This window comes from Paracoccus versutus, from assembly GCF_000763885.1.
Taxonomy (GTDB): domain Bacteria; phylum Pseudomonadota; class Alphaproteobacteria; order Rhodobacterales; family Rhodobacteraceae; genus Paracoccus; species Paracoccus versutus.
In genome coordinates, this window is record NZ_JRKO01000123.1 from 1 (window position 1) to 3,827 (window position 3,827).

Genomic DNA, 3,827 nt, shown 5'->3' on the forward strand with positions numbered 1-3,827 from the left:
TGGGCATTTCGATCCGGAATGGTTCGATCTCGACCTGATCAACAAGGATCTGCGCAATGCGCAGCGCGCGAACGCGCGGCGCCGGCGGCATCCGCCGAGGCCGAAGGCGCAGAAGGGTTAGCTGCGCGCATATCACCGACACCTGATCGCCGGATCACCTGGTCGGGGTGATGGATTGGTTGTGACGGGTCTCCCACCGGCTTGGCCCGTCGCGATACCGCCGTGCGCTGACCATGGCCTTGGAAGCGTGAAGGCTCGGGCGTCGGCTTGGATGGCAGAGGAACAGTCGTCGAGCATCGGCGACCCGTCATTCAGCACCCGCGCCAGCGCGCCGGCTGGGATATTCGCGGCGGAGATATCCTCGGGGGCATAGGCGACGCCGAAGCCGTTAACAGGCGCATCGATCATGGCGGAGCAGTTGTTGGTTCGTCGTCCGTTCACGCAACCCCACAATTCCTGTCCGCCCTTTTCCAACCCCCAAGCATAGCGCCCCAAGCCGACAGGTCCTAAGACCTCTACGCCGCCAACCGGTTAGCCATCGCTGTCGGGCGACGTTTCGGGGTAGGCGCTGAGGGTGCCATCTCGTCTGTAATATCAAGTTTCCTCAGCGCCATGAGGGCGCTTTTCGCCATTTCCGGGGAAACCCTGTCGACGGAGGCACCGCTTGCAATTCGGATGAGTGCCTGAGTGACGGTATCCGCGCCGATCGGGGTCCCGTCCTGTGCAAGGCGCAGAATCACGCGACCGAATGTAAAGGCAATCATGTCAGGGTTATTAGTGTAAAGCAAATCATTACCCTCCTAATAATGTCAACCACCTGCGAGGAATCTCCAAGGGATGACCAATCTACAGTTGCATGTTTGCCAATGTCTTCACCCAGGGCAAGTGAGTTCAATGCACGGAAACCAGGAGAAAAAGGCATGACTCGCAGAGGTTTAGGTGAAAATATTGAAGCAAACACAACTTGGACGATAACTCGACGGGCATGAGAGCGTCTGTGGGAAATACCACAGGCGATGTTTACTTGGCCTCACGCCTGAACCCCTTGTTAGATCGATCTTAACCCTTGTTGGCGGAACCATTCGGCATATGTTGGCATATCTCGTTGCCGGCGTCATCGGAGGCATGACGTCGGCGGTTATCACTTTCGCACTGGGCCACGGCCGGGTCGCGGTACTCTCTTGTTATGTCGTCTTCGGCATCGCCGGCCTCATCGCCGCCATGCCGATGCGGCTGACTGTCTCATCCCGGGCAAAAAGCCGGGTGAGGTGGTGGGAATGCGACGCGGTGAAAGATCTGCGCAGAGCCGGATAAGTGCCGCTCCTGCAGCGATGAAGGGCGGATAGCGCCCTGGATCGCGCCGCATCCCACCGATCCGAATACCAGATAAAGATATATGTTTAACCAGCCACTCGCCTCGGATGACCGGGGCATAATGGATGATTTCATTATGCTCGGCTTCACCGTGCCCGGGCTTCCGGTTTCCGCGATCTGGCTGTTTCTTAGGATTGAATTATGACCCGTCAAAACCATAGCGGCAGGAATCTCTGCACCGATGCGACCAGCGTCTTTCACAGGTTGCTGGCTGAAACAGGCTACCCGCCCAGTCTCGAAGAGGTCGCCAGTGCGCTCGATGTTTTGCCTTCGACCATGATGTCCGTCTTTCGTAACGGGGCGCATCTTATGGAGGTGGCGGTGGAATGCGCGCTGCTGCGGCTTCACGACGGCTGCATCCGGGCCACGGCGGTGATCGACGGTGCTGACCCGATCGCCCAGCTGGAAGCACTTGCCGACGCCTATATCGGCTGGGCCATCGATCATCCGGGCGTGTTCCTGGCCTTCCATTCGCCGGCGCTCGGCGCGCTGCGGGAGAACGATCGCCTCACCCGCTTCGAGCGATCGGTGACCGTGCTGATGCAGCGGCTGCTGGTCCGTGCGAAGAAGGGCGGGCTGCTGGCCGGTGAGGACAATGCGGAAGTACTGGCGGAATTGATCCGCGCCTTCATCTGCGGTGCGCTGCACAAGGTGATGCTGGAACGCCTTCCACAGGGAAAGCCGGACCCAGAAGATTTGGCGGAGATGCGTGCGAACCTTCGGTTGCTGCTGCAGCGGCTGGTCGGATAGCTGCGACCTGAGTTCTCTTTTCCCTTCGGCCTGGTTGCGGCGACGTGATTGATGAGGGCGGGCCGATACCGCGCTTTCCATGACCGGCTTTCGAGGTGGTCGCGGCAAGCTCTTCTTGAGTTGCTGGTGTCGCGCTGGCCCGCAGACCCGGCAGGGCATCGTGCGGCAGCATGTCCTTTGAGCGAGGCGTCGGTCGACGGAGATGATCCTCGGACTCGCCGCTCGAACCATGCTCTCCGAGGAACCCGGCCTTCTCGCCCGGTAGATGCTGCGTCCCCATGTCGCGACGCCTATTGCATCCGGCCGGTCGCGGTGGCCTTGCGCCGGGCGGCACCATATTGCCGCCACAACCCCAGGGAATACAGCGCCAGCGCCGCCCAGATCAGCGGAAAGGCGATGCGTCGCGACTGGTCGAACGGCTCGCCGAAGACCAGCACCGCGCACAGAAAGATCAGCGTCGGCGCGATATATTGCAGGATGCCGACCGTGGTCAGCCGCACCAGCTTGGCGCCGTTGGCATAGAGCATCAGCGGGACGGCCGTGACCACGCCGCAACCGAGCAAGAGCAGCGTGTCGGCGCCCGCGCCCGTGCCGAAATGCGACTGCCCGGTCAGCGTCAACCAAAGCAGGATGGCCGCCGCAAAGGGGCACAGCACCAGGACCTCGAGCGTAAAGCCCTGGTTGGGACCAAGCGGCAGGCTCTTCTTGCAATAGGCGTAGAAGCCCCAGGTCAGGGTCAGCCCCAGCGCCACCAGCGGCAGGCGGCCTGCCTGCACGGTCATGATGACAACTGCGACCGCGGCCAGCGCGATGGCCGCCAGTTGCGTCCGTCCCAGGCGCTCCTTCAGCAGCACCGCCCCCAGGAAGACGCTGAACAGGGGGTTGATATAATAGCCCAGCGCCGCCTCCATCGCGTGATCGTTGATGATCGCCCAGACATAGACCAGCCAGTTGACCGAGATCAGCATCGCTGTCAGCACCGCCATTGCCAGCAGGCGCGGTGTGCGCAGCGCCGCGATCACCTCGGCCGCGCGCCCTTGCCAGATCAGCACCGCCGCCGCGATGGGTAGCGACCAGATCACCCGGTGGGCGACGACCTCGACCGGCGGCACATGCGCCAGCGCCTTCATGTAAAGCGGCAGAAAGCCCCAGAGGACATAGGTCAGGATCACCAGGACCAGGCCACGGGGGGAATCGCTGTTGGGATCGGCAGGGCTGCTCATATCGGTTGCATATGCTGCAATCCGCGGCCGTGCCAGACGTTGCGGTGCCTGGTCCGATAAGCTGGCCTCTGATCGACAATCGCCAAGGGTGAAGGGGCGCCAGAATCGCGAAAAACCTGCGTCGACCCGATCGGCCTCTGCTTTTCCGTTGGTAACAGCCCGATGGAGGATCGAGGTGGGACAAGGATATGTGCCTGAACTACATGATCCGAACCGCTGCAAGGCCAAGGAGCAGTTGAGCGCTTCGTTGGCCGACGATGACGCCCATCACCTGTTCGAGGCAGTCGTTGCCGCACTTGATGCGGAGAGGAGGTTCGATCTGCCGGCTGCTTGTATGCTCGGTAAGTCAAGGGCGGCCCCGAGCCGCCGGTCGAGAGACCGGCGACGCTGCAGCGCGGCTTCCTCAGACCGGACAGCCGTGCTTGCCGCAACGATTTGCCAGGGCTCGCCGAGACCAGGATCATCGTGGAAAGGTGGCGA

Annotated in this window: 2 protein-coding genes; one reads left to right on the plus strand and one right to left on the minus strand. The window is 61.8% G+C overall.

Features of this window, described 5'->3' with window-relative positions; genetic code table 11:
* Positions 1-1,515 precede the first annotated feature (1,515 nt).
* Positions 1,516-2,124, plus strand: coding sequence for a TetR/AcrR family transcriptional regulator (locus tag IT40_RS25955; RefSeq protein ID WP_147307360.1), 609 nt, complete (start codon positions 1,516-1,518; stop codon positions 2,122-2,124).
* A 290-nt stretch (positions 2,125-2,414) separates the two neighbouring features.
* Here IT40_RS25955 and rarD read toward each other — a convergent pair whose 3' ends face one another.
* Positions 2,415-3,347: an EamA family transporter RarD gene (rarD, locus tag IT40_RS25960; protein WP_036761342.1), complete on the minus strand. Its 933-nt coding sequence runs from the start codon at positions 3,345-3,347 to the stop codon at positions 2,415-2,417.
* Positions 3,348-3,827: the final 480 nt, after the last annotated feature.

Excerpts from the sequence above, each read along its gene's own strand:
- rarD (WP_036761342.1), bottom strand. The coding sequence starts at position 3,347 with ATGAGCAGCCCTGCCGATCCCAACAGCGATTCCCCCCGTGGCCTGGTC.
- IT40_RS25955 (WP_147307360.1), top strand. The coding sequence starts at position 1,516 with ATGACCCGTCAAAACCATAGCGGCAGGAATCTCTGCACCGATGCGACC.